This window comes from Hypericibacter adhaerens, from assembly GCF_008728835.1.
In the GTDB taxonomy this organism is placed as follows: Bacteria; Pseudomonadota; Alphaproteobacteria; order Dongiales; family Dongiaceae; genus Hypericibacter; species Hypericibacter adhaerens.
Map to the genome: position 1 here is coordinate 651,119 of NZ_CP042582.1, position 24,931 is coordinate 676,049.

Here is a 24,931-nt window from a genome sequence, read left to right on the forward strand (position 1 = left end):
ATGAGGAGCATCATCATCGTGCAGCGTCGAGAATTGGGATAGGCCGCGGGGTCTGCGGCTGGCGTGGAGCGAATCGCCCGGGGGCTTCCGCTTGCCCCGAAGAGAGCGGGCGATCTAGGATCATTTTCTAGCTGCGCGGGTATATCGTGCCGGAATTCGGATCGAAGAAGCAGCTCACCAAATTGCCGTTGGCCAGCGAAAAGGGCGTTCCCGCCCTGATCCGCGGCAGCCGGGTGCTCGATGCCGTGGTGGCGTCGGACCAGCCGCTGACCGTCTCGGATCTCGCGCGCCGGTTGAACCTGCCCAAGAGCACCGTCCACGGTCTCTGCGGCACGCTGGTCGATCTGGGGCTGCTCTCGCGGCGCAACGGGAATTTCCTGATCGGGCCGCATGTGATGCGCTGGGCCAACGCGTTCCTGGCCCAGACCGACCTGACGGCCGAGTTCGCGGCGCTGTGGGACAATCTCGCTGTCCTCTCCAACGAGACCATCACGCTCTCGGTGCTCGACGGGGCCGAGGTCGTCTATATCGCCTGCCGCAACAGCTCTTCCTCGCTGGGCATCACCTTCCGCATCGGCATGCGGCTGCCGGCGCCCTTCACCGCGACCGGCAAGTCGATCCTGAGCACGATGCCGGACGCGCAGGTGCGCAAGCTCCTGGCCGGCCATTGGCCCAAGCCATTGACGCGCCGCTCCGTGCAGAACATCGATGCGCTGATCGGCGAGCTCGACGAATGCCGGCGCCGCGGCTTCTCGATCGATGACGGCCAGACGCGCGAGGGCATGTATTGCTTCGGCACGCCGGTGCGCGATTCCTCGAACCAGGTGGTGGCGGGCGTGGCGGTGAGCCTGCTCGCGACCCGCGTCGACGAGCACACCACGGAGCTCGCGGCCGAAAGCATCCAGACCATCGCCCACCAGCTCTCGATGCGCCTCGGCGCCGACATGAAGAAGCTGCAGGCGTGATCGCTTGTCTTTCCTCTCCCCCTTGGGGAAGAGGGTAGAGTGAGGGGGCTCTTTCAGGAAAGAGCGCCGCGAGCGTCACCCCCTCGCCTTGATCCTCTCCCCCAAGGGGGAGAGGAATCTATTGATCACCGCCGCAGATTCGTCTCCGCCAGTTCGACCACCTGGTCGCCGCGGCCGTTGATGATGGCCTTCAGCATGAAGAGGCTGAAGCCGCGCGCCTGCTCGAGCTGGATCTTGGGCGGGATGACGAGCTCCTGCCGTGCGGTCGTGACATCGACCAGGGCGGGGCCGTCATGGGCGAAGGCCTTGCGCAGCGCGCCCTCGATCTGCTCCGGCCGTTCGACCCGGATCCCCAGAATGCCCATGGCTTCGGCCATGGCGGCGAAGTTCGGGTTCTTGAGGTCGGTGCCGGAATCGAGGAAGCCCGCCGTCTTCATCTCCATCTCGACGAAGCTGAGCGCGCCGTTGTCATAGAGGACGATCTTGACCGGCAGGCCGAGCTGGGTGAGCGAGAGGAAATCGCCCATCAGCATGGTGAAGCCACCGTCGCCCGAGAGCGAGATCACCTGCCGCTTCGGGAAGGCCGCCTGGGCGCCGATCGCCTGCGGCAGGGCGTTCGCCATCGAGCCATGGTTGAACGAGCCGAGCAGGCGGCGCTTGCCGTTCATGGCGAGATAGCGCGCGGCCCAGACGGTGGGCGTGCCGACATCCGCGGTGAAGATCGCATCCTCGGGCGCGAGCTCGCTCACGAGGCGGGTCAGATGCTGCGGATGGATGCGCTTGTCGCTGGCCGGCGGCCGGGCGAGATCGTCGAGCCCGGCGCGGGCGGCGGCGTAGTGCTTGCGCGCCGCGGTCAGGAAGCTGCCGTCCTTGCCGCGCTTGAGACGCGGAAGCAGCGCCTGGATCGTGCTCTTCACGTCGCCGACGAGGGCGAGGTCGAGCGGCGTGCGCCGCCCCAGCGCCTCCGACCTGATGTCGATCTGCGCCACCTTGGCCCGGGTGGGATAGAAGGGCCGATAGGGAAAATCGGTGCCCAGCATCAGGAGCGTGTCGCAGGAGAGCATCGCGTGATAGCCGGAGCTGAAGCCGATGAAGCCGGTCATGCCGACATCGAAGGGGTTCTCCCATTCGACATGCTCCTTGCCGCGCAGCGGATGCACCACGGGCGCCTGCAGCGCGTCGGCCAGCGCCACGACCTCGTCATGCGCCCCGGCGCAGCCGGCGCCGCAGAGCAGCGTCACCGCGTCGGAACCGTTCAGGAGCTGGGCCAGGCGATCGAGCTCGGCTTCGCTCGGCGTCACCTGCGGGGCGGCGGGCAACGCCCAGCTTGTCCCGGCCTCGGCCGGCGCCGGCTTCAGCGCGACGTCACCCGGCAGGACGATGACGGCCACGCCCCGCTTCTGCACGGCGGTACGGAGTGCCGTCTGCAGCACCCGCGGCATCTGCTCGGGGCTCGAGACCAACTCGACATAGTGGCTGCATTCCTTGAACAGCGCCTGCGGATGGGTCTCCTGGAAATAGTCGAGCCCGATCTCGGAGGAGGGGATGTGGGCCGCGATCGCCAGCACCGGCACCTGGTTGCGGTGGCAGTCATAGAGGCCGTTGATCAGATGGAGGTTGCCGGGCCCGCAGCTGCCGGCGCAGACGGCGAGCCGCCCCGTGACCGCGGCCTCGGCACCCGCGGCGAAGGCCGCCACCTCTTCGTGCCGCACATGCATCCATTCGATCTTGCCGAGCCGCCGCAGGCTGTCATTGAGCCCGTTCAGGCTGTCGCCCGTGACACCCCAGATGCGCGTGACGCCGGCATTGGCCAGCGTCGCAGCGAGGAGATCGGCGTTGGTCATCTTGGCCATGACAGGGATTCCTTCGAAGGAGATGCGAAGCGGTCCGGTGCGGAAAGAGAGCCGGGACCGGGCGCGGGGGCGATAGGAGGATCGGCGCGCATTCGGAACGAAGTGCCGGTCATCTCATCACAATGCCGGCCCCGACCGCGCCTGAATTGCGCGTCAGGTTGGGTCGGCCACAGATTTCGTTCGATTGGGCAGCCTTGCCTCGTTGCCCGGAAAGCAGGCAGGGCACCGACGGTTTTCTCCGTCATGCCGGCTCTATGCCGGCATCCATGAACGCTGCATCCCGCCCGAATAGGCTCGATGGGTGTTCATGGATCCCGCCTTCGCGGGGATGACGAGAGAGTGAATGCGTCCGTCCTGGAGGCGGGGCCAAGAAGAAGGCAGGTTCAGTCGTAACCGTCTTCGAGCGGATAATCCGAGAGCAGCAGCGGCCCCTCGGCGGTGATCCAGACCGGCTGCTCGAGCTTCACGCCCTCGGGGCCGCCGACGGCGCCGACATAGCTCTCGCAGCAGACCACCATGTTCTCCTCGAACAGCCCGTCATAGGCGCCCCATTCCTCGTCCTCGGGATACCAGATCAGCGGGTATTCGACATTGAGCCCGCAGCCATGGGCCACGTCGGCATAGCGGTTGGGGTGGTAGATCTCGGGCAATGCATAGGCCCGGGCCGAGAATTCGAGAAAGCGGATGCCGGGCTTCAGCAAGGCCATGTTGTGGTCGAGCTGGGCGCGCGCGGCCGCATAGAGCCTGCGCTGCGCGTCGCTGGGCTTGCCGCCATCGACGGTCCAGGCCCGCGAGATGTCGGTGTAGAAGCCCATCGGCCCGATCAGGTCGGTGTCGAAGGAGAGCATCTCGCCCCGGCGCATCGGCCGGTCCGAGGCCTCCTGGAACCAGGGATTGGTGCGCGGGCCCGCCGTCAAGAGCCGGGTCTCGGGATATTCCCCGCCGCGGGCCAGGATCGCCTTGAGCAGCAGCCCGAACGCCGCCTGCTCGGTCATGCCGGGTTCGATCCCGTCCCGCATTTCGGCGACCGCCGCGTCGCAGGCCTCGAAAGACCGCTTGAGGGCGCGGATCTCCTCGAGCGATTTCCGCGCCCGGGCCCGCTCCAGCATGATCTTGCCGTCGACCAGCGTCAGCCCCTGCGCCTGGAGGGCGAGCGCGGTCGGCACATCGAAGCGGTCGACGGCGAGCCGCCGGTTGGCGCCGCCATGGGCGCGAACGAGCTCCGCGATCTCGGCCGCCCATCTGCCGGCGATCTCGGGCGCGCGCTCGGCCACGATCACGTAGTCGGCCGACCAGGCGGGCCTGATCTCGTCGACGGTCTCGAGGCCCGCCGCCAGATGCTTGCTGGTCATGAGGTCGAACAGGATGCAGGGTCCGTTCGCCGCCACGAACCCGTAGCGGACGAAATTATGCATCGTCCAAACCTGCATATTCCGGCTGCCGGTGGCATAGCGCAGATTGATCGGATCGAAGATGAGGGCGGCCGCGACGTCATGCTCGGCGAGCTGGCGCCGCAGGCGCTCGAGGCGGCCATGCCGGATCGCCGCCTCGTCGATGGGCCGGCGGTCCGCGAGCAGCGCCTTCGCCTGAGGGAGCGTGCAGGAATTGGCCTTTGTCATCGGGACAACCGTACTAAGGTCAGGTGCGGCCGGGGTCACGGTCCGGGCTCCGGTTGTGGGCCGTCCGGGGGCCCGGCCCGCCGGGGCGGCATTCCGAGACCAGTCTGGAAGAGCCCGAGGCGAACGAGCAAGGCCTTCTCGATCTCCAGGACCGCCATCAGGAGAATGCCCGCCGCCATGACGATGGCGCCGTCGGCGACGGACAAGGGCCGGCTCGAGAACAGCCGCTGCATCGGCGGAAGATAGGTGAAGGCGGCCTGAGCCGCGATCACCGTCGCGAGCGAGATCAGCACCGGTCTGGTGCCGAGCACGCCGCGCCAGGTGATCGACGCGCCGGTCAGGTAGCGCACATTGAAAAGATAGAAGATCTCCAGCACCACGATGGTGTTCACCACCATGGTCCGCGCACCCTCGAGCCCGAGACCCCGCGCGATCGCCAGATCGAAGATCGAGAAGCTCGCGACCGTGAAAAGCAGCGAGACGAAGATCACCCGCCAGACCAGGAAGGGCGACAGCAGGGCGTTGTGCCGGCCGCGCGGCGGCCGCTGCATGATGTCGGGCTCCGCCGGCTCGAAGGCCAGCACGAGCCCCAGCGTCACCGCGGTCAGCATGTTGATCCAGAGGACTTGCGCCGGGGTCAGCGGCAGCGAGAAGCCGAGCAGGATCGCGCTCACGATGACCATGGCCTCGCCGCCGTTGGTCGGCAGGGTCCAGGCGATGACCTTGCGCAGATTGTCGTAGACCGTCCGCCCCTCGCGAACGGCGGCGACGATCGACGCGAAGTTGTCGTCGGCCAGCACCATTTCCGCCGCTTCCTTGGCCGCCTCCGTGCCCTTGCGGCCCATGGCGATGCCGATATCGGCCTGCTTGAGCGACGGGGCGTCGTTCACCCCGTCGCCCGTCATGGCCACCACGTCTCCCGCGGATTGCAGGGCCTGGACGATGCGCAGCTTGTGCTCCGGGCTGGTCCGCGCGAATACGGTGGCGCGGCGCGCCAGGGCCGGCAGCTCGCGGGGTCCGACCCGGTCGAGCTCGGCGCCGAGCAGCGCCTCGGGCTTGTCGGCGAGGCGCAGCTGGCCGGCGATCGCCAATGCCGTCGCCGCATGATCGCCCGTGATCATCTTGACGGCGATGCCGGCCGAGCGGCATTCGGCGACCGCGGCGATGGCCTCCTCGCGCGGCGGGTCGATGAAGCCCACGATGCCGAGAAAGAGAGCGCCCTCGACATGGCCGGGGGCGAGCCGTTGCGGGGCCGCCGCGAGCGGCTTTACGGCGAAGCCGAGCACGCGCTGGCCTTCGGCCGCGGCCTGCGCGATCGCCCGGGTCCAGCGCTCGTGGTCGAGCGCGGCCGTGCCCTCGGGACGGGCTTCGGCGGCGCACAGCGACAGGAGCTTCTCCGGCGCGCCTTTGACATGGATGACGCTCCGGCCGTCGCCGCCGCGGTTCAGCGTCGCCATGAACCGATGCTGCGAGTCGAAGGGAATCTCGTCGAGGCGCGTCCAGGCTTGCCGTGCCGCCTCGATATCGAGCCCCGATTTGATGGCGAGCGCGATCAGCGCTCCCTCCATCGGATCGCCGACGACCTGCCACCGGCCGTCATGCTCGGCCAGCCTCGCGTCGTTGCAGAGCAGGCCCGTCCGGATCAGATCGTTCGCCGGCATCGTCCGGTCGGCGGTGATCGTCTTTCCGTCCAGGGACAGCGTCCCGGCGGGGTCGTAACCGGACCCCGAAGCTTCGATCCGGCCGGCGGCGGTCACGAGCCGCGCCGCCATCATCTCGTTGCGGGTCAAGGTGCCGGTCTTGTCCGAGCAGATCACCGAGGTCGCGCCGAGCGTCTCGACCGCGGGCAACTGGCGGATGATGGCGTTTCGCCGCGCCATGCGCTGGACGCCGACGGCGAGCGTGATGGTCATCACCGCCGGCAGCCCCTCCGGGATCGCGGCGACGGCCATGCCGACGACCGACATCAGGGCGTCGGCCCATCCCATGTTGCGGATCAGGTGCGCGAACAGGAAGACCAGGACCGAGATGGCGACGATGATTCCGGTCAGCCAGTGGCCGAACCGGTTGATCTGGCGCAGCAACGGCGTGGTCAGCGGCTGGACCTCGTGCAGCAAGGTGCTGATCTTGCCGATCTCCGTGCCGGTGCCGGTGGCGACGACCACGCCGGTGCCCTGGCCGGTCGTGACCAGGGTGCCCGAAAAGCACATGCAGAAGCGGTCGCCCAGCGGCGCATCGCCGGAGACCGCGCCTTCATGCTTGTCGGCCGGCACCGATTCGCCTGTCAGCAGCGATTCGTCGATCGCGAGCCCGCGCGCCCGCACGAGCCTCAGATCCGCCGGAACGCGGTCGCCGGCCTCGAGGACGACCATGTCGCCGGCGACGATCCCGGCGGCATCGACACTGACGCGATGCCCGTCGCGCAGCAGGTTCGCCCTCGGCGCGATCAGGTTCCGGATGGCGCCGAGCGCCTCCTCGGCCTTGCCTTCCTGCACATAGCCGACGATGGCGTTGATGACGACGACGGCGACGATCACGCTCGCGTCGATGCCATGGCCGAGAAACCAGGCGGTCGCGGCCGAAACCAGCAGAAGCCAGATCAGCACATTGTTGATCTGGGCCAGAAGCCGCGCCAGGCGGCTCCGCGGCCTGACGGCCGGCAGTCGGTTCGGTCCCTGCCGGCGCAGCCTCTCGGCGGCGTCGCTGCCGGTCAGTCCGCGAGGCGAAGCATCGAGGGCCTTCAGCACCTGTTCGATCGGTTGCGCGTGCCAGCCGGGTGCCGCCGTCGCGTCCGAGGGGCGCCCGGCGGGGGCCGCCCTCGACGCGGCATTCTGCGAGGGATCTGTCATGCCTGGCCTCCTCGGCGGTGCGCAAAACCGGGCATGGCCCGCGGGCCCTCGCGCTCGTTCCCTGGCGTTCGGGAAGGCGGTCCGGCGGCGGTCAGGACCCGCCCACGGCGAAGAAGGGCACTCCCAGCGCGGTCTCCTCGACCTCGATGCCGAGGCCCTTGCCGCGGGGCGCCGTCATGGAGCCGCCGCGCGCGTCGAAGGCCTTGTCGGCAAAGCCCGGGCGGGTGTGGCGGCTCGTGACCCAGTTGTAGAAGTCGCAGGTATGCTGGCGCACGGACTCCGGTGTGGAGAGCATGAGGTGAGCGGTCACGGCCGTGTTGATCTCGGCCCCGCCGGTATCCTCGATGGTGACGCCGATGCCGAGGCCCGCCGCCGCGTCGCGGATCAGCTTGGCCTTGGTGATGCCGCCGACGCGCGTCACCTTGATGGTGATGCCGTCGATCAGCCGGTCGCTCCAGGCGCGCATGAAGCTCGAGAGCCCGTCGATGGTCTCGTCCAGAACCAGCGGCCGGTCGCAATGGGCGCGCACGGCCAGATTGGCCTCGTAGGAGGCGCAAGGCTGCTCCAGCACATAGTCGAGATCGCGCGTGGCGCGCAGGAACTCGAGCGCCTGCTGCTGGCGCCAGGCGGCGTTGGCATCGGCGAAGATCACGGTGCCGGTCGGCACCGCGTCCAGCACCGCTTCCATGCGCGCGATGTCGTCCTTCACCTCGAGCCCGACCTTGACCTGCAGCCGCCGATAGCCTTCGGCGATGTATTTCTTCGCACGCAGTGCCATGGCCTCGGGTGCGGCTTGGGGCACCGAGCGGTAGAGCGCCATGCGGTCGCCGAACCGTCCGCCCAGCGCCTCGGCGAGCGGGATGCCGGCCTGCTTCGCCTTGATGTCCCAGCAGGCCATGTCGAGCGCCGCCTTGGCGTAAGGATGGCCGTTCAGCAGCAGATCCATGCGCTGGTTGATCGCATCCACCTGGGCCGGGTCCTGCCCGATCAGCGCCGGTGCCAGCTCCGCGAGGCCGGCCCGCGCGCCGCCGACGAAGGCGGGATCGTAGAAGGAGCCTAAGGGCGCCATCTCGCCCCAGCCGGTGATGCCCGCATCGGTCTCGATCTTGGCGATGCTGGATTCGAAGCCCTCGGCCGAGCGCCCGCCCGAGCAGGTATAGGTGCCGTCGCGGAAGGGCTGGTCCTGAGCAAAGAGGCTGATCCGCGTGATCTTCAAGACCCTGCTCCCCGGGTTGGCGGCAATGCGGGCCCAGCCTGCCACAATGGACCGGGCATCACTACCGCAACTCCTGCCGCAGCCACTCGACGAAGGCCGATACCGTGCGCTGGCTGGCGCGCGAATGCGGATGAACCGCGCAATAGGCATAGCCCAGCGGCAGCGCCTTGCTGAAGGGTGTCACCAGCCTTCCATCCGCGAGCTCGTCGCGGGCGAGAAGCGTCTGGCCGAGGGCGACGCCGAAGCCGGCGGCGGCGAGGTCGATCGCGAGGCTCGACATCCGAACCATATGACCGAGGCCGATCTGCGGCGTCCGCGCGATCCCGTTCGCGTGGAACCATGCGGCCCAGGTCGGATAGGAGGCGAAGCTCGCCCCCCAATCGACATGGATCAGGTCCTGGTCCGCGATCGCCTCGGGGCCGTCATTGCCATGAGGCTGGCGCGCGAGAAATGCCGGCGAGCAGAGCGGCAGCACCTCATCCTGCAGCAAGGGCAGGGTCACCAGCTCCGGATAGAGATGCTGGCCATAGCAGATGCGCAGGTCGATATGGTGGCGCGCGAAATCCACGGGGTCGTCCTCGACGCGGATCTCGTAGCGCAGGTCGGGCTCGCGCGCGGCGAAAGCCTCAAGACGGCGGTTGAGCCAGCGCACCGCGACCGAGGGCAGCGTGCTGATGACGAAGCGGGAGGGCGGATTTCCCTCCAGCATCCGTTGCGTCATGGCCGCGAGCCGGTCGATGATCTCCGCGCTGTCTGCATAGAAGGCGAGGCCGGCATCGGTGAGCTGAAGCTGGTTGTTGCGCCGGACGAAGAGCTGCTTGGAGAAGAATTCTTCGAGGATCTTGACCTGCTGGCTGATCGCGCCCGGCGTCACGCCGAGCTCTCGGGCCGCGAGGCTGAAGCCGCCGCAGCGGGCGCTCGCTTCGAAGGCCTTCACGGCATTGAGGGGCGGTAATCGACGGCTCATGACGCTTCCGGCGGGTCACTCTTATAGAAATTCTATCGGTATATGATAATTTCTGCGGTGTTCAGAAAGTTTTACTAAGGATAGCGTGAGCGGCAGAAAGGGCAAGGGAGAGAAGCCCATGGGGGAGGCCGTCCTGCGGGAGCTCGGCGAAGCGCTCGAACGCTGCCAGGACCAGCGCTATGACCGCGCCTGGTCGATGCCGCGCGGCTTCTATATCGACCCTGCGGTGCTGGCGCTCGAACGCGAGCATCTGTTCCTGCGGGAATGGGTGTGCGTCGGTCGCGTCGAGGAGCTGGCGCGGCCCGGCGATTATCTGACCTTCCAGATCTGCAACGAGCCCGTACTCCTGGTCCGTGGCGAGGACGGCGCGATCCGCGCCTTCTCCAATGTCTGCCGGCATCGCGGCGCGCTCGTCGCCGGCGGCAAGGGCAACCGGCGGCGCTTGGTCTGCCCCTATCACCATTGGTCCTACGACACGCTCGGACGCCTCGTCGGCACGCCGGGGATCGGCGAACGCGAGGATTTCGACCGTCGCGACTGCAAGCTGCCCGAGTTCGCCTGCGAGAGCTGGCAGGGCTTCCTCTTCGTCTGCTGCGCCGACCGGCCGCCGCCGCTGGCGCCGCGCCTCGCCGCGCTCGAGGCCCGGATCGGGCATTACCATCTCGAGCAGATGGCGCTGCGCTACCTGGCCGACGAGGTCTGGGAGACGAACTGGAAATGCCTCGTTGAGAACTTCATGGAAGGCTATCACCTCACGCCGCTCCATCCCGAGACGCTGCATCCGGTCAACCCGACGCGGCTCTGCCGCCATTTCGAGCCCGGCGACGCCTATTTCGGCTATAACGCCGGCTTCTCGCCGACCTTGCCGCGATCGCAGAAGGGCCATCCCGACCTCACCGACGCGGAGGTCGACAATTGCGTGATGTTCGCGCTGCCGCCGGGCCTGGTGGTGGGCTGCGCCGGCGACTACAGCTCCTTCCTCTGCGTCCAGCCCGAAGCGACGGACCGCGTGCGCGTGAAGATGGGCCTCATCTTCTTCGGGGCCGACTGGCCGCAGGACAAGGTGGAGTGGGCGGTCGACCTGTTCCAGCGCACCATGGCGGAGGACAAGGCCGTGCTGCTGCAGCTCATGCGCGGCCTGAATTCCCGCCATCACGGCGCGGGTCCGCTGGCACCCGCCGACCTCGAAGGACCGGTCCTCGATTTCTACAAATATCTGGGCGCCCGGCTCGCGGCCCCGCTTCAGGAATGCCGATGACGCGGCCCCTGAATCATCTGCTCGATCTGGAGCGCTATCCGCTCGACCGGCCGGAGGCGCCGGAAACGAAGGCGCTGATCGCGCGCTGCCAGGCCGATCTCGAGGCCGAAGGCATGTTCGATCTCGAGGGGTTCGTCCGCCCGGCCGTCATCGCGGCCTGCGCCGAAGAGCTCCGGCCGCGGATGGCGACGGAATCCTTCACCCATCAGCGCTGGCACAATGTCTATTTCCGGCCGGAGGTGCCGGGTCTCGCGGCCGACCATCCCGCGCTGCACCCGGTGAAGACGGTTCACCACACTCTGTGCGCGGATCAGCTCGGGAACTCGGCGCTGAAGCCGATCTATGAATGGCCGGCGCTGGCGCGCTTCCTGGCGACGGTGCTGAGGCTTCCCGAGCTCCACACCATGGAAGACCCGCTCGCCAGCATCAATGTCATCACCTATCGCGCCGGCGAAACCCTGAACTGGCATTTCGACCGCTCGCAATTCACCACGACCTTGCTGATCCAGGCGCCCGAGGCCGGCGGCGAGTTCCAGTATCGCAGCGATCTGCGCTCGGAGAACGACCCGAACTATGACGGCGTCGTCCGCGTGCTGCGCGGCGAGGATCCCGCCGTTCGCACCCGTGGCGTGACCCCCGGAACGCTCAATGTCTTCAAGGGCCGCAACACGCTGCACCGGGTCACGCCGCCCGTTGGCCCGCGCGAAAGGCTGATCGCCATCTTTTCCTATTACGAGCGGTCCGGCGTCCGCTTCAGCGCGGAGGAACGTCTGGGCTTCTACGGGCGTGCGGATTAAGGACCGGTCATGAGCGGACGAGCGTTCGGACGCGGCGTCGCCGATTGCAAACCGCTCGCAAGGTAAGAACGCCCAAGACGGGCGATCCTGATTTCCCGGACAGGCTCCCGACGGGCTTGGTCGTCAAGAAGCGGGTCTTGGCGGCTCCGGCGCCGATATTTTCTTGTGGGCAGGGGGCCCGCGCCTCGCGCTAGGATGATCCTCGGGGAATTCGGGAGCATCGCCATCGATAAGGGCCCAAGGGCGGAAGCGGCTCGACCGATCTTCCGCGACCGGGCGGCCCTGTGATAACGTGTTGAAAACAAACACAGACTGGGAGACTTCACAATGGCCAAAGACCATCGCCTGCTCGACCTGCTCCGGCGCCGGCGCACGGAGCATGAGAACCACCTGATCGACATGCTGCTGAACGGTCAGGTCAACCGGCGCGAGTTCATGCGCCACGGCGCGGTGCTGGGCATGTCGATCCCGCTGCTCGGCGGCATCGCGGCCGCGGCCGGCGTCGGCACCTTCCCCAACCTCGCGCGCGCCGCGACCGGCGGCGGCACGGTCAAGATCGCCATGACGGTTCCGGCCGCCGCGATCGAGCCCGTCAGCGTCGCCGACAATGGCGGCCTCTGCATGCTGAGCCAGGTGGGCGAATATCTTTGCGTCGACGGCGCCGACCTCACCCTGCGCCCGGTGCTGGCCAACAGCTGGGCGCCCAACAAGGACGGCTCGGTCTGGACCTTCAAGCTCCGGCAGGGCGTGAAATTCCATGACGGCACGCCGATGACGGCGAACGACGTGGTCGCGACCATGGACCGGCTGGCGGACCCCGCCAACTCCTCGAACGCGCTCTCGGCCTTCACCGGCTATCTCTCCAAGGGCGGCACGAGGAAGGTCGATTCCTACACGGTTGAGTTCCATCTCGACGCGCCCAACGGCAACTTCCCCTACCTGGTCTCGTCGGACAACTACAACGCGATCATCATCCCGGCCGACTACAAGGGCGACTTCGAGGCGCATTTCAACGGCACCGGCCCCTTCAAGCTCGAGAAATACACGCCCAAGGTCGGCGCCTCCTTCGTGCGCAACGACGATTACTGGGGCCCGAAGGCGCTGCCCGACCGGCTCGAATTCACCTTCTACTCGGACATCCAGCCGCAGATCCTGGCGCTCCAGGGCGGCCAGGTGCATGTCGTGCAGCAGACGCCCGTGCTCGCGGCCGTGCCGATCATGAAGGACCCGAAGATCGAGATCATGAGCCTGCCCTCGATCGCGCATCAGCAGGTGCACATGCGCACCGACATGGAGCCCTTCAAGGACAAGCGCGTCCGCCAGGCGATCGCGCTCTGCCTCGACCGGCCGAAGCTGATCAAGGGCCTGATGCAGGGCCGCGCGCAGATCGGCAATGACAGCCCCTTCGCCGCCGCCTATCCCTCGACCGACAAGACCGTGCAGCAGCGCGAGAAGAACATCGCCGAAGCCAAGCAGCTCATGGAGGCGGCGGGGATGAAGAAGGGCTTCGAGGTCACGCTGACGACCGAGAAGTATCTCGAGATCCCGGAATATGCGCAGCTCATCCAGAGCGCCGTGAAGGAGATCAAGGGCAAGATCACGCTCAAGATCGAGGATCAGGGCGCCTATTACGGCGATGCCGTCTATGGCAAGTCGGATTGGCTCGATTCGACCATGGGCATCACCGACTACGGCCATCGGGGCGTGCCGAACGTCTATCTCTCCGCACCCTTGCGCAGCGACGGCACCTGGAACTCGGCGCATTTCAAGAACCCGCAGTACGACCAGATGGTCTCCAGCTACATCGCAGCGCTCGACCTTCAGGCGCAGCGCGACGTGGCCGGCAAGATCCAGCGCCTGCTGCTGGATGAGACGCCGGTGATCTTCGCCTACTTCTACGACTACCTGACCGCGATCCGGAAAGGTGTCATCGGCGTGCAGCCGACGGCGATGGGACATCTGTTCCTGAGCCAGACCACCGGCGTCTGAAGGGTTTGACGCAAGTCGATTGATCGTTTCCGCGGCCGGCCTGAAGGCCGGCCGCGGGACCTTGCGGCATCGGGAGAGCGAGCCATCGCCGGCTTCATCCTCAAACGCATCCTCCTGTCCCTGATCACGCTCTGGGTCCTCAGCGTGATCGTCTTCGCGGGCTCCCAGCTTCTGCCGGGCAATGTCGGGCGTGCCATGCTGGGGCCGCTGGCCGACCAGCGCGCCGTCGACAATCTCAATCACGAGCTGGGCGTCGACCGCCCGGTGCTGGTGCAATATACCGACTGGATCGTCCATTTCGCCGAGGGCGACATGGGCATGTCCTACACGCTGCGCCATCCGGTGACGGATTTCGTGGTCGCGGCGATGAAGAACTCGCTGAAGCTGGCGCTGGTCGCGTTCGTGCTGGTCGTGCCGCTCAGCATCTTCGGCGGCGTCTGGGCGGCCCTCCATGTGGGAAGGCCCATCGACCGCATCATCACCATCTTCGGTCTCTCCACCACGGTGCTGCCGGAATTCGTCTCCGGCATCGTGCTGATCCTGGTCTTCGCCGTCTGGCTGCAATGGCTGCCGATCTCGGCGAGCTGGCCCGAGGGGGCCGGCATCCTCACCCAGGTCTATTACCTGATCCTGCCTTCGATCCCGCTGGTGCTGGTGCTGTTCGGCTATATCGCGCGCATGGCGCGGGCGGGCACGGTCGAGGCGCTCGATTCCGACTACACTCGCACCGCGGTGCTGAAGGGCCTGCCCTTTCCGGTGGTGATCTGGCGCCACGTGCTGCGCAACGCGCTGCTGCCGACCATCACCGTCATCGCCACCCAGACCGGCTACCTGATCGGCGGCCTCGTGGTGGTGGAGACGCTGTTCCACTATCAGGGCATCGGCGGGCTGATCTACGCCGCCGCCAAGAGCAAGGACTTCCCCATGCTCCAGGCCGGCGTCCTCTCCGTGGGCATCGTCTATATGGTGGCGACGCTCACCGCCGACATTCTCTATTCGGTGTTCAATCCCCGCATCCGCTACGGAGCCCAGGGATGAGCGTCGGCACCACCACGCCCGCCGCCGCCTCCGCGCTCGGCGCCAGCCGCCTCAAGGAATGGGGCGAGATCGCGCGCCAGCTGCTGCGCTCGCCGACCTTCCTCGCGGGCGCGCTGATCCTGGGCTTCTGGATCTTCTGCGCCCTCTTCGGCGACCTGATCGTGCCCTACGACCCGCTGGAGACCGATCTCCTCGCCGTGCTGGAGCCGCCCTCGGCCGACCACTGGTTCGGCGCCGACCAGCTCGGCCGCGACGTGTTCTCGCGCGTCATCACCGGCTCGCGCGACATCCTGACGGTGGCGCCGCTGGCGACCCTCCTCAGCACCATCCTCGGCACGCTTCTGGGCCTGGTGACCGGCTATTTCCGCGGCGTCGTGGACGACGTGCTGAGCCGCATCATCGACGCGCTCCTGTCGCTGCCGACGGTCCTGATCGGCCTCGTGGCGCTCACCTCGCTCGGGACGTCGAACACCACGGTCATATTCGTCATCGCCTTCAGCTTCGCGCCCATCATCGCCCGCACCGTGCGCGCAAGCGTGCTCTCCGAGCGCGAGCTCGACTATGTTGCGGCCGCCCGGCTCCGGCGCGAGAGCAGCCTCTACATCATGCTGGCCGAGATCCTGCCCAACGTGCTGCCGCCGATCCTGGTAGAGTTCAATGTGCGGCTGGGCTACGCGATCTTCACGGTCGCGACCCTGAGCTTCATGGGTTTCGGCATCCAGCCGCCTTCGCCCGACTGGGGCCTCACCATCTCCGAGAATTACGGTCTCGTGGGTGGCGGCTACTGGTGGACGGTGATCTACGACGCGGTCGCCATCGCCTCGCTGGTGGTGGGCGTCAATCTCATCGCCGATTCCATCCAGGGGGTGCTGGATGGCTGAGACGGCCACCGCGCAATCCGTCAGCCTCGCGGCCGCGTCGGCCGATGCGCTCGAGGTCGAGAATCTCGACGTCGTCTACGAGGTCCGCGGCCGCGACCGGCAGGTGCTGAGCGGCCTGAGCTTCCGCATCGGCCGCGGCGAGGCCTATGGGCTGGTCGGCGAATCCGGCTGCGGCAAATCGACGGCGGCGCTGGCCGCCGTGCGCTACCTGCCGCGCAACGGCCGCGTCAGCGCCGGGAAGATCCGCGTCGACGGCCGCGACCTGCTGACGATGGGCCCGGCCGATCTGAGGGCTTTGCGCGCGAAATCGGTCTCGATGGTCTATCAGGACCCCGGCCGCGCGCTCAATCCCTCGATCAAGGTCGGCGAGCAGCTGGCCGAGGTGTTCGAGTTCGCCGGATTGCGCCGCAAGGAATCGCTCGACCGCTCGGTCGCCATGCTCGAGCGCGTGCGGATCGTCGATCCCCGGCGCGTCATGGAGCGCTATCCGCACCAGCTCTCGGGCGGCATGCAGCAGCGCGTCTCGATCGCCATGGCGCTCGCCACCAACCCGGCGCTCCTGATCCTGGACGAGCCCACCACCGGCCTCGACGTCACGGTCGAGGCCGAGGTGCTCGACCTGGTCGAGCAGCTGCGCGGCGAGTTCCGCACCTCGATCCTCTTCATCAGCCACAATCTCGCGGTGGTGTCGCGGGTCTGCGAGCGGGTCGGCGTGCTCTATGCCGGCAAGCTGGTGGAGGAGGGGCCGACCCAGGCGGTCTTCAACGACCCCCGCCATCCCTATTCGGTGGGACTCCTGCGCTGCCTGCCGCGGCGCGGCCGGCGCAAGGATCACGGCCGCCTCGACACCATCCCGGGCTTCCTGCCGCTGCCCGGCAGCCATGTGACGGGCTGCATCTTCGCCGAGCGCTGCGGGCTCGCCGACGATCATTGCCGCCAGGTCGAGCCCGCGCTCGCCGATCTCGGCGGCCGCGCCACCCGCTGCCACTATCCGGACCGCGCGCCCGCTCTGCCGCGCGTGCTGGCCTCCGACGCGCCGGTGGCGAAGCCGCAGGCCAATGCCAAGCCGATCCTCGCCATCCGCGACCTCTCCAAGACCTTCGAGAGCGGCGGCCACAAGGTGGCGGCGCTGCGCGACGTCAATCTCGACCTCAGGCCCGGCGAGACGCTGGGGCTGGTGGGCGAATCCGGCAGCGGCAAGACCACGCTGGCGCGGCTGATCCTGGGCCTGACCGCCCCCGACAAGGGCGGGAGCATCATGCTCGACGGTGCCATGCTGCCGGCGGCCCTGGTCGGCCGCTCGAGCCGGCAGGTCAAGCAGCTCCAGATCGTGTTCCAGAATCCGGATTCGGCCCTCAACCGTTCCCACACGGTGCGCGGCCTCATCGGGCGCGCGATCACCAAGCTCGCCGGCATCAAGGGCGGCGACGTGATGGCGCGGCTGCTCGAGCTCACCCGCGTGGTGCGGCTCGCCGACCGCTATCTCAACGCCAAGCCGCGCCAGCTCTCGGGCGGCTTGAAGCAGCGCGTCGCGATCGCGCGTGCCTTCGCGGGCGATCCGCGCGTGGTGGTCTGCGACGAGCCGACCTCGGCCCTCGACGTCTCGGTGCAGGCGGCGATCCTCAACCTGCTCGCCGACCTGCAGGCGATGCAGGGGGTGAGCTATGTCTTCATCTCGCACGACCTCGGCGTCGTCCGCTATCTGTCGGACCGGATCGCCGTGCTCTATCTCGGCCGCCTGATGCAGGTGGGCACGGCCGAGCAGGTCTTCGCCGGGCCCTATCACCCCTATACCGAGGCGCTGCTCTCGGCGATCCCCACCCTCGACGGCCGCCAGCCCGAACGCATCCGCCTGACGGGCGAGATCCCGAGCGCCATCAACCCGCCGAAGGGTTGCGTCTTCCACACCCGCTGCCCGCACAAGATCGGCGCCATCTGCGAAAGCCAGGAACCGCCCCTGACCGAGATCGCCGGCGGCGATTTCGTCCGCTGCCATATCCCCGTGGCCGAGCTGCCGAGGGCGCAGGTGGCGGGGTGAATCAGCTTGCTATCCCCTCCCCCCTCGCGGGGGAGGGTTAGGGAGGGGGAAGTCTCAGTAGGAGATAATCTATCGAGATTTGCGCGCGCCTGCTTCCTCGATCGAGCAGCCCCCTCCCCAACCCTCCCCCGCGAGGGGGGAGGGGATGCTTCCTTCACTTCTCGCCGCCCTTGCCATTTCCTCACCGTTTCTTGACCCTTGGGCGCGAGGATTCGCGGTTTCACGGGTCAGGGAGCGGGCCCACGCCATGCGTCTGGAGGCCATCGGGTTCGGCAGCGTGACCGACCTCGTCAGCGGCGTGACGCTGACGGGGGCGGCGCTGCGCGCCGAGGCGGTGCGCCGGGCGGCGATCCTGGCCGGCCACGGGCTGGGGCCGGGGCAGGCGGCCCTCATCACCCATGGCGGCACGCCCGGTTTCTTCTGCGACCTCTTCGCCGTCTGGCAGTGCGGCGCCATCGCGGCTTGCGCCAACCCGGGCCTGACCCGCGACGAGCTCGCGACCGTGGCGGGCTTCCTCTCGCCGAAGCTGCTCCTGGCGACGGACGGTTTCGCCCATGGCCAGGGCCTGTCCCTGCCGATCCTCGATCTCAAGCGCGAGCACGGGGCGGCCGAGGCCGCGGCCCCTGCGGGTCTTCTCGGCGGCGGCCTCGACGACACGGCGCTGCTGCTCTTCACCTCGGGCACGACGGGCGCGCCCAAGGGCGTCGCCCACAGCTATCGCTCGATCCTGGCGCGCCTGGCGCTGAACCGCGCCCATATCGGCCTGGCCGATCTCGCGCGCACGCTCTGCGTGCTGCCGACCCATTTCGGCCATGGCCTGATCGGCAACTGCCTGACGCCGCTCTTCGCCGGCGGCGATCTCTATCTCCATGGCGCGGGCGGCCTCGCCACGGCGGCCGCCCTGCCGCAGACGATCGACGATCACGCCATCACCTTCATGAGCTCGGTGCCGAGCTTCTGGAAGATCGCGCTCAAGGCGGGCAAGCCGCCCAAGGGCGGATCGCTGGCGCGCGTCCATATCGGCTCCGCACCCTTGGGCGCCGATCTCTGGCGCCAGGTGATGGGCTGGAGTGGCACCGACCGGGTGGTGAACATGTATGGCATCACCGAGACGGCGAACTGGGTCGCCGGCGCCTCGGCCGCGGAAGGCGGGCCCGAGGACGGGCTGATCGGCCGGCTCTGGGGCGGTCAGGCCGCGATCCTCACGGGCGAAGGCCGGCTCCTGGCCGAGGGCGAAGGCGAGATCCTGCTGCAGACCCCGAGCCTGATGCAGGGCTACTGGCGGCGCCCCGATCTGACCGCGCCCGTGCTCCAGGCCGGCTGGTTCCATACCGGCGATATCGGCCGGCTCGATGCGGCCGGCACGCTGCGCCTGGTCGGGCGCCAGAAGGACGAGATCAACCGCGCCGGCATGAAGATCAACCCGGCCGAGATCGATCTCTTCCTCGAGCGCCATCCGCAGGTGGCCGAGGCCTGCTGCTTCGCCATGGCCGACGCGGTCTCGGGCGAGATCCTGGCGGCGGCGATCCGCACCACGGACAATGCGAAGCTGGCGCCGGCCGATCTCCGGGCCTGGTGCCTGGAGCGGATCCGGCGCGAGCTGGTGCCGGAGCGCTGGTTCCTGCTGCCGGAGATTCCCAAGACCGATCGTGGCAAGATCAGCCGCGCCACGGTGCGCCAGCATTGCGAAGGACTGAAACGGTGAACGAGAAGACGCCATCGCCACGGGCCGCCGCGCCGGTTCCCGGCGCCGCCCAGCCGCCGCGCCTCCAGCCGAAAGCGGCCGCGCCGGCGGCGGCCGGGGCGGCAAAGCCGCATCCCGGCGTGCCGCTCGCCTCCTGGCGCCCCGGCCAGCCGCTGCGCCTCGAGACCGAGCATTATGTCGTGCGCTCGATGCAGCATGCCGATGTCTGCCCGGACTATCTCACCTGGACCCGGGACGAGGAGATCATGACCGGCGTCAACAGCGCCCCCAGCTCGATGACGATCGCGGACATCCACAAATATATCGACCGCTTCAACAACAAGACCTCGTTCCATTTCGGCGTCTTCCTCAAGGAGACGGGCCGGCTGATCGGCTTCTATTCCTGCTATTGGGACCGCCGGCACAATCTCGCCAGCACCAACGTGGTGATCGGCGACAAGGCCTGGTGGGGCAAGGGCGCGGTGCTCGAGACCCGCAACGCCATCATCGATTTCATGTTCGACAAGCTGAAGGTCGGCAAGATCTGGGGCAACCCGATGGCGCGCAACGTGCCTTCGGTCTTCAACTACCGCGCCCAGGGCTTCCGCTGCGAAGGGGTGCTGAAGCGCCACCGCATCAACCCCGCCGGCGAGCGCGTCGACCAGTTCATGTTCGGTCTCCTGCCCGAGGACTGGGCCGCGCACAAGGCCAAGCGCGCCGCCGCGAAGCCCGCGAAGAAGACGGGAGCCTGATCATGACGACCCGCGCCAAGGCCCTGCTCGCGACCGCGCTCGAGATCGACGCGGCGACGCTGCCCGACGACGCCTCGATCGCGACACTCGAAGCTTGGGACAGCCTCGCCCATCTGCGCCTCGTCCAGGCGCTCGAAGCGGCCCTCGGCCGCGAGCTTCCGGCCGAGCATATCTTCGCGATCGCAAGCCTTGCGGACGTGGCGGCGGTGCTGGAGGGAAGGCCACTCGCTGCCACGGCGTAGGCGAGAAGATATGGTGACGCGGACCTTGGGAAGGCTCGGTATCCTCGGAAGCGCCGTGATGCTGGCGTTGTCGGTCCTTCTTTGCGGCCCTGCGCGCGCAGATGATCAAGCACAGATCGCCGCCGCCTTTACGCGCTTCATCGAAGCGGCCAACGCCCATGACCTCGATGCTGTCGGCGCGATCATCCTGGAGTCACCCGAGGTCGTCTGGTACGTCAATCACACGGATGCGCAGGGTCATGAAGGCGTCATGCGCTACTTTGAGCGCGTATTCGATGGCCGATGGAGCGCCAAGCCCGACCTGTCGCGGGCCAAGTGGACCAGGATGGGACCCGGCAGCTGGAAGCTGGTGTTGCCGATCGTCATCGCGGAGGGGTCGTCCGACGGGCCCGCTCAACCCCTCGATTTTGAAGTTTCGCAAGCCTGGCTCTTAACGGCCGAGGGGTGGAAGCTTCTGGGCTTCGTCACCCGCTCCGAACCGGCGCCATAGCCTCTATCCCCCGGCCCGTGCGGGACTCGCTGCCGGCCGCTTCGCCGGTCGCAGCAGCACCAGCGCCAGCCCCGAGAGCACGCAGGCGAGCGCCACCACGATGTCGAGGCCGATGGTCTCGCCCGTGAGCAGGCTGCTGCTGACCACGCCGACGATGGGGATGGCGAGCGAGCTGATCGCCGCGAGCTGGGCGGGGAAGGTCGCGACCACCTTGAACCAGGCCCACTGGCAGAACAGCATCGCGACCAGGATCGTGTAGGCGAGGGCGATCCAGCCGCGCCCATCGACATTGTCGAAACCGTAACCCCAGTCGAAGATCGGCGCACCGATGATGACCGGGATGCCGCCCAGCAGGATCTGCCAGCCGGTGAGCACGGTGGTGGGCATCGTCCAGCGCCAATATTTGACCCCGACCGTGCCGGAGGCCCAGCCGATGGCGGCGCCGATCATCGCCAGCACGCCATAAGGGGCCGCCGCGATGCTCTCCCATTCGGGAACGATCAGGGCGGCGATGCCGGCCAGGCCCAGCCCCAGCCCGCCCAGGCTGCGAACCGTCGGCCGCTCGCCCAGCACCGGCCAGGCGATCAGCCCCGCCCAGAGCGGCATGGTGAAGGCGATGATCGAGGCCCGCCCCGCCGGCAGCAGCTGCAGCCCCGCCGCCGACAGCAGGTGCCAGGCGGTGATGTTGAAGAAGCTGCAGATCAGGAGCGGCCGCAGCTCGCGCCGCGGAATGCGCAGGGAGGCCCTGCCGGCGAGCGAGATCGCGAGCAGCCCGGCGCCGCCCAGCGCGAGGCAGAGCGCGCGGAAGGTCCAGACCGGGATTTCCGTGAGCGCGATCGACATCGCCGGCCAGTTGGCGCCCCAGCAGAGCGTCAGCGGCACCATGATCAGGATGCCGTCGCGCTTGGAGAGCGGCGCGCTCACTTCTGCTTCTCGTCCGGCTTCACCGCGGGTGCCGCGCCGGGATGAGAACCCGCCCCATGCGCGGCGGCGGGCGATTGCGAGGCGCGGCGCTGCTTCAATTCCTCCAGCAGCCGGTGCCGCTCGGCCGGCGGCATGATCATCCACTCGCGGATCTCGTCGATGTTGCGGAAGCAGCCGATACACCAGCCGCTGCGGTCGTCGATCCGGCAGACGCCGATGCAGGGGCTGGGCGGCCCCTCCGCCAGCGCCTTCAATCGCTCGGCACGCCGGCGCTCGCGCTCGAGAAGGCGGCGCGCCCGCTGATCATCCATGACGGGGCTTTCCGGTCACGCCGCCGCCCGGACCTCGGCGCCGCTGCGGCCCACCAGCCGCTCATAGAGCTCGGGATCGGTATCGCTCTCGCTGCCGATGACGAGGACGCGCGACAGCGGACCCAACGCCAGCTTCTGCGCCGATTGCGGATCGCCCATGACCGCGATCAGGCCCGCGAGCCCGCCCACGCCGGCCTCGCCGCCGACGATGGGCGTGTCGCCGCCCACACCCTCGGCGAGCGCCCGCATGGCCGAGATCGCGGCTTCGTCGGGCACGGTCACGAAACCGTTGGCGCCGCGATCGAGGATCTCCCAGGCGAGCAGGGAGACCTCGCCCGCGGCGAGACCCGCCATCAAGGTGTCGAGATTGCCTTCGACCTTGGTGGGCTTGCCGTGAAGGGCGCTCTGGAACAGGCAGTCGGCCGCATCGGGCTCGACCACGACGATCTGCGGCCGTTCGGGGCCCAGCTTCTGCCAGAGGAGCGCCGTCAGCGCGGCGGCGAGGCCGCCGACGCCGCCCTGGACGAAGAGATGCGTCGGCCGCTCGTCGACGGGAAGCTCGTCGAGCGTCTCCTGCGCGACGAGGCCATAGCCGGCCATCACCGCCTTCGGCACCTCCATATAGCCTTCATAGGACGTATCGGAGACGACGAGCCAGCCGTTCGCGGCGGCGTCGGCCGCCGCCTGATGCACCGAATCGTCGTAGTTGCCTTCGATCCGGCGCACCTCGGCGCCATACTGCGCGATGGCGTCGCGTCGTCCCTCGCTGACGCCGGCATGGATATAGACGATGCAGCGGCAGCCGAAGAGCTGCGCGCCCCAGGCGACCGAGCGGCCGTGATTGCCGTCGGTCGCGGTCGCGACGGTGATGCCGGCGGTGATGTCGCGGTGGGCGCCCGCCATCAGCTCGGCCGAGCTCGGCGCGTGGCCGGTGGCCGCCTTCACCCTTTCCGCCAGCAGACGATAGACCGCATAGGCGCCGCCCAGGGCCTTGAAGCTGCCGAGGCCGAAACGCGAGCCCTCGTCCTTGTACCAGATGCCGCCCAGCCCCAGCGACGCGGCCAGGCCGGCCAGGCTCACCAGATTGGTGGGGCGATAGCCGGGCCAGCCGCGGATCTCCTGCCCGGCCGCGGCGAAGCCCTCGGGACCGAGGATCGGCGACAAGCCGGGCGGGTAGGGCGCGTCGCTCGGGAGCGCGCGCGGGTTCACTTCGACGCGATGGGCGAAAGGGTCGGGTTTCCAGTGAGTCATGGCCGCGTCTAATATCACGTCGCGGGGACCGGGAAAACCGTGCCGGCCCCAGGGAGAGGCGATAGACCCATGCGGGCCAAGGTTATCGTGCGACGGGTGCGGCTCGTCACCGGCCTGACGCTCTTTGCCTATCTCCTGACCCACTATCTCAATCATGCGGCCGGATTGATCTCGCTCGATGCGATGGAAGAGGGCCGTGGGCTCTTCCTGCTGCTTTGGCGCAACGGGCCGATGACGGTGCTGCTCTATGCGGCGATCCTCGCGCATCTGGGCCTGGCCTACGGGTCGGTCTATCAGCGCCGCTCCCTGCGCATGGCGCCCTGGGAGGCGGCGCAGCTCCTGCTCGGGCTCGCGGTGCCGCCGCTCATCGTCACCCACGTGATCGGCACCCGGCTCAACGCGACGCTCTTCGGCACCAACGACAATTATGCCTATGAGCTTCTCGTCACCTGGCTGTGGAGCCCGAAGGACGGCCTGCTGCAGGCACTGGCGACGGGAATCGCCTGGATCCATGGCTGCATCGGCCTCTATTTCTGGCTGCGGCTGAAACGCTGGTTCCCGCGCTGGGCGCCCTATCTTTTCGCGCTGGCGCTGCTGCTGCCGGTGCTGGCGCTCCTGGGCTTCACCCAGGCTGGCCGCGAGGTGGCGCGGCTGGCCGAGGATCCGGACTGGCTTGAGGCGGCGAAGATCATCATCCGTTTCCCCAGCAACGACGAGGCGGCGCTGCTCTATCGCATCCGCGACGGGCTGCTCTGGCTCTTCGCCCTGCTCCTGATCGCCACCCTGCTCGCGCGGGGCCTGCGCGCCTGGATCACCCGCCACCGCGCGCTCTACGTGACCTATCCCGACGGGCGCAAGGTGATGATCCAGCCCGGCACGACGGTGCTCGAGGCGAGCCGGATCGGCGGCATCCCGCATGCCAGCGTCTGCGGCGGGCGCGGGCGCTGCTCGACCTGCCGGGTGCGGATCCTCGCCAGCGATGAAGCCCTGCCGGAGCCGGGACCCGAGGAGCGCCGCGTGCTCGATCGCGTGGCGGCCGAGCCCGGCGTGCGCCTCGCCTGCCAGCTCCGGCCGCGCGCCAACCTGACGGTGCTGCCGATGCTCCCGCCGACCGCGAGCCCGCGCGATTCCCATGCGCGGCCCGGCTATCTCCAGGGCCACGAGGAGGAGATCGCGATCCTGTTCGCGGATCTGCGCGCCTTCACCCGCTTCGCCGAGCGCAAGCTGCCCTATGACGTGGTGTTCCTGCTCAACCGCTATTTCCGCGCCATGGGCACGGCGGTGGAGCAGGCGGGCGGGCATCTCGACAAGTTCATCGGCGACGGGGTGATGGCGCTGTTCGGCGTCGGCGGCAGCCCGGAAGAAGGCTGCCGCCTGGCCCTCGAGGCGGCCCGGCGCATGGCGGTCAATCTCGACGAGGTCAATCGCGTGCTGGAGCATGATCTGCCGGAGCCGCTCCGGATCGGCATCGGCATCCATGTGGGGCCGGCGATCGTGGGCGAGATGGGCTATGGGCGCGCCACCTCGATGACGGCGATCGGCGATTCGGTGAACACGGCGAGCCGGCTCGAGGGCCTCACCAAGGAATTCGCCTGCCAGCTCGTCGTCTCGGCCTCGGTGGCGGAGCTGGCGGGGCTCGATCTCGCCGATGCCGCCCGCCACGAGATCGCGGTCCGCGGCCGCTCGCAGCCCCTGACCGTGCTGGCGCTTGCCGACGCGCGCACGCTGCCGCCCTTCACCGGCGGCGTCATGAGAAGATCGCGCCGCGCGAAGGCGACGGAGGAAAGTGCAGCGAGGCGCTGAAGAA

Annotated in this window: 20 protein-coding genes; 12 read left to right on the forward strand and 8 right to left on the reverse strand. The window is 68.3% G+C overall.

The window, feature by feature from the left end; genetic code table 11:
* The first annotated feature begins 188 nt into the window (after positions 1-188).
* Positions 189-965 carry an IclR family transcriptional regulator gene (locus tag FRZ61_RS02910; RefSeq protein ID WP_151114891.1) on the forward strand — a complete coding sequence of 259 codons (777 nt, stop codon included), beginning with the start codon at positions 189-191 and terminating at the stop codon, positions 963-965.
* Between the two features lie 125 nt (positions 966-1,090).
* Here the strand turns inward: FRZ61_RS02910 and poxB are convergent, their stop codons facing one another.
* The 5 genes from poxB to FRZ61_RS02935 form a co-directional block, all read right to left on the reverse strand.
* Positions 1,091-2,818 carry a ubiquinone-dependent pyruvate dehydrogenase gene (poxB, locus tag FRZ61_RS02915; protein WP_151114892.1) on the reverse strand — a complete coding sequence of 576 codons (1,728 nt, stop codon included), beginning with the start codon at positions 2,816-2,818 and terminating at the stop codon, positions 1,091-1,093.
* A gap of 383 nt (positions 2,819-3,201) precedes the next feature.
* Positions 3,202-4,437 carry a M24 family metallopeptidase gene (locus FRZ61_RS02920; protein ID WP_151114893.1) on the reverse strand — a complete coding sequence of 412 codons (1,236 nt, stop codon included), beginning with the start codon at positions 4,435-4,437 and terminating at the stop codon, positions 3,202-3,204.
* Positions 4,438-4,472: 35 nt separating this feature from the next.
* Positions 4,473-7,286, reverse strand: coding sequence for a cation-transporting P-type ATPase (locus tag FRZ61_RS02925; protein ID WP_151114894.1), 2,814 nt, complete (start codon positions 7,284-7,286; stop codon positions 4,473-4,475).
* Positions 7,287-7,377: 91 nt separating this feature from the next.
* Positions 7,378-8,502: a mandelate racemase/muconate lactonizing enzyme family protein gene (locus FRZ61_RS02930; RefSeq protein ID WP_225309083.1), complete on the reverse strand. Its 1,125-nt coding sequence runs from the start codon at positions 8,500-8,502 to the stop codon at positions 7,378-7,380.
* A 61-nt stretch (positions 8,503-8,563) separates the two neighbouring features.
* A complete protein-coding gene (locus FRZ61_RS02935) occupies positions 8,564-9,469 on the reverse strand; it encodes a LysR substrate-binding domain-containing protein (RefSeq protein ID WP_151114896.1) in 906 nt (301 codons plus the stop codon).
* A gap of 118 nt (positions 9,470-9,587) precedes the next feature.
* Between FRZ61_RS02935 and FRZ61_RS02940 the strand changes: the two genes are divergently transcribed.
* From FRZ61_RS02940 to FRZ61_RS02985, 10 genes are all read left to right on the forward strand, one after another.
* On the forward strand, positions 9,588-10,727 hold the full coding sequence (locus FRZ61_RS02940; protein WP_151114897.1) for an aromatic ring-hydroxylating oxygenase subunit alpha: 1,140 nt from the start codon (positions 9,588-9,590) through the stop codon (positions 10,725-10,727).
* Positions 10,724-11,524: a HalD/BesD family halogenase gene (locus FRZ61_RS02945; protein ID WP_225309084.1), complete on the forward strand. Its 801-nt coding sequence runs from the start codon at positions 10,724-10,726 to the stop codon at positions 11,522-11,524. Before FRZ61_RS02940 ends, FRZ61_RS02945 begins: the two co-directional genes overlap by 4 nt.
* Positions 11,525-11,851: 327 nt before the next feature.
* Positions 11,852-13,513, forward strand: a complete 1,662-nt coding sequence (locus tag FRZ61_RS02950; protein ID WP_151114898.1) for an ABC transporter substrate-binding protein — start codon at positions 11,852-11,854, stop codon at positions 13,511-13,513.
* A 144-nt stretch (positions 13,514-13,657) separates the two neighbouring features.
* Positions 13,658-14,551: an ABC transporter permease gene (locus FRZ61_RS02955; protein ID WP_407657914.1), complete on the forward strand. Its 894-nt coding sequence runs from the start codon at positions 13,658-13,660 to the stop codon at positions 14,549-14,551.
* Entirely contained in the window at positions 14,548-15,432 is an 885-nt protein-coding gene (locus tag FRZ61_RS02960) for an ABC transporter permease (RefSeq protein WP_151114900.1), read from the forward strand. Before FRZ61_RS02955 ends, FRZ61_RS02960 begins: the two co-directional genes overlap by 4 nt.
* On the forward strand, positions 15,425-17,470 hold the full coding sequence (locus FRZ61_RS02965; protein WP_151114901.1) for an ABC transporter ATP-binding protein: 2,046 nt from the start codon (positions 15,425-15,427) through the stop codon (positions 17,468-17,470). Before FRZ61_RS02960 ends, FRZ61_RS02965 begins: the two co-directional genes overlap by 8 nt.
* A gap of 247 nt (positions 17,471-17,717) precedes the next feature.
* Positions 17,718-19,175, forward strand: coding sequence for a class I adenylate-forming enzyme family protein (locus FRZ61_RS02970; RefSeq protein ID WP_191909271.1), 1,458 nt, complete (start codon positions 17,718-17,720; stop codon positions 19,173-19,175).
* On the forward strand, positions 19,172-19,906 hold the full coding sequence (locus tag FRZ61_RS02975) for a GNAT family N-acetyltransferase (protein WP_151114903.1): 735 nt from the start codon (positions 19,172-19,174) through the stop codon (positions 19,904-19,906). Before FRZ61_RS02970 ends, FRZ61_RS02975 begins: the two co-directional genes overlap by 4 nt.
* A gap of 2 nt (positions 19,907-19,908) precedes the next feature.
* Complete coding sequence (locus FRZ61_RS02980) at positions 19,909-20,148, forward strand: acyl carrier protein (RefSeq protein WP_151114904.1); 240 nt, start codon at positions 19,909-19,911, stop codon at positions 20,146-20,148.
* A 10-nt stretch (positions 20,149-20,158) separates the two neighbouring features.
* Positions 20,159-20,638 (forward strand): nuclear transport factor 2 family protein, encoded by a 480-nt coding sequence (locus FRZ61_RS02985; protein WP_151114905.1) that lies wholly within the window; start codon positions 20,159-20,161, stop codon positions 20,636-20,638.
* Positions 20,639-20,641: 3 nt separating this feature from the next.
* Here FRZ61_RS02985 and FRZ61_RS02990 read toward each other — a convergent pair whose 3' ends face one another.
* From FRZ61_RS02990 to FRZ61_RS03000, 3 genes are read right to left on the reverse strand one after another with little or no spacing between them, the layout of a single operon-like run.
* On the reverse strand, positions 20,642-21,562 hold the full coding sequence (locus tag FRZ61_RS02990; RefSeq protein ID WP_151114906.1) for a DMT family transporter: 921 nt from the start codon (positions 21,560-21,562) through the stop codon (positions 20,642-20,644).
* Entirely contained in the window at positions 21,559-21,873 is a 315-nt protein-coding gene (locus tag FRZ61_RS02995) for a DUF1289 domain-containing protein (protein ID WP_151114907.1), read from the reverse strand. Before FRZ61_RS02995 ends, FRZ61_RS02990 begins: the two co-directional genes overlap by 4 nt.
* A 15-nt stretch (positions 21,874-21,888) precedes the next feature.
* A complete protein-coding gene (locus FRZ61_RS03000) occupies positions 21,889-23,124 on the reverse strand; it encodes a diaminopropionate ammonia-lyase (protein WP_151114908.1) in 1,236 nt (411 codons plus the stop codon).
* A 69-nt stretch (positions 23,125-23,193) separates the two neighbouring features.
* On the opposite strand from FRZ61_RS03000, the gene FRZ61_RS03005 reads away from it, so the two are divergent.
* Positions 23,194-24,927: an adenylate/guanylate cyclase domain-containing protein gene (locus FRZ61_RS03005; protein ID WP_151114909.1), complete on the forward strand. Its 1,734-nt coding sequence runs from the start codon at positions 23,194-23,196 to the stop codon at positions 24,925-24,927.
* Positions 24,928-24,931 lie beyond the last annotated feature (4 nt).

Coding starts and splice junctions, on each gene's coding strand:
- FRZ61_RS02935 (WP_151114896.1), bottom strand. CDS start 9,469: ATGAGCCGTCGATTACCGCCCCTCAATGCCGTGAAGGCCTTCGAAGCG.
- FRZ61_RS02970 (WP_191909271.1), top strand. CDS start 17,718: ATGCGTCTGGAGGCCATCGGGTTCGGCAGCGTGACCGACCTCGTCAGC.
- FRZ61_RS02985 (WP_151114905.1), top strand. CDS start 20,159: ATGGTGACGCGGACCTTGGGAAGGCTCGGTATCCTCGGAAGCGCCGTG.
- FRZ61_RS03005 (WP_151114909.1), top strand. CDS start 23,194: ATGCGGGCCAAGGTTATCGTGCGACGGGTGCGGCTCGTCACCGGCCTG.
- FRZ61_RS02960 (WP_151114900.1), top strand. CDS start 14,548: ATGAGCGTCGGCACCACCACGCCCGCCGCCGCCTCCGCGCTCGGCGCC.
- FRZ61_RS02950 (WP_151114898.1), top strand. CDS start 11,852: ATGGCCAAAGACCATCGCCTGCTCGACCTGCTCCGGCGCCGGCGCACG.
- FRZ61_RS02980 (WP_151114904.1), top strand. CDS start 19,909: ATGACGACCCGCGCCAAGGCCCTGCTCGCGACCGCGCTCGAGATCGAC.
- FRZ61_RS02995 (WP_151114907.1), bottom strand. CDS start 21,873: ATGGATGATCAGCGGGCGCGCCGCCTTCTCGAGCGCGAGCGCCGGCGT.
- FRZ61_RS02925 (WP_151114894.1), bottom strand. CDS start 7,286: ATGACAGATCCCTCGCAGAATGCCGCGTCGAGGGCGGCCCCCGCCGGG.
- FRZ61_RS03000 (WP_151114908.1), bottom strand. CDS start 23,124: ATGACTCACTGGAAACCCGACCCTTTCGCCCATCGCGTCGAAGTGAAC.
- poxB (WP_151114892.1), bottom strand. CDS start 2,818: ATGGCCAAGATGACCAACGCCGATCTCCTCGCTGCGACGCTGGCCAAT.
- FRZ61_RS02945 (WP_225309084.1), top strand. CDS start 10,724: ATGACGCGGCCCCTGAATCATCTGCTCGATCTGGAGCGCTATCCGCTC.
- FRZ61_RS02965 (WP_151114901.1), top strand. CDS start 15,425: ATGGCTGAGACGGCCACCGCGCAATCCGTCAGCCTCGCGGCCGCGTCG.
- FRZ61_RS02940 (WP_151114897.1), top strand. CDS start 9,588: ATGGGGGAGGCCGTCCTGCGGGAGCTCGGCGAAGCGCTCGAACGCTGC.
- FRZ61_RS02920 (WP_151114893.1), bottom strand. CDS start 4,437: ATGACAAAGGCCAATTCCTGCACGCTCCCTCAGGCGAAGGCGCTGCTC.